This is a genomic window from Candidatus Pantoea communis, assembly GCF_011752685.1.
GTDB lineage: Bacteria > Pseudomonadota > Gammaproteobacteria > Enterobacterales > Enterobacteriaceae > Pantoea > Pantoea communis.
In genome coordinates this window covers 1-305 of sequence record NZ_VWXC01000082.1, presented here as the reverse complement: position 1 = coordinate 305, position 305 = coordinate 1, and the positions used below count along the sequence as shown (strand labels likewise).

Below are 305 nucleotides of genomic sequence, written 5' to 3'. Positions count from 1 at the left end.
GCGAGGCTGAAAAGCGTAGTCGATGGGAAGCAGGTTAATATTCCTGCACTTGGTGTTACTGCGAAGGGGGGACGGAGAAGGCTAGGTTATCCGGGCGACGGTTGTCCCGGTTTAAGCATGTAGGCGGGAGTTTTAGGTAAATCCGGAACTCTTTTAACGCTGAGGTGTGATGACGAGTCACTACGGTGGTGAAGTAACTGATGCCCTGCTTCCAGGAAAAGCCTCTAAGCTCCAGGTAACACGAAATCGTACCCCAAACCGACACAGGTGGTCAGGTAGAGAATACCAAGGCGCTTGAGAGAACT

General features: G+C 51.8%; 1 rRNA gene. It reads left to right on the top strand.

The features are described 5' to 3' along the window. Window positions 1-305 (top strand): 23S ribosomal RNA (locus tag F3J37_RS27970); the annotation flags it as partial.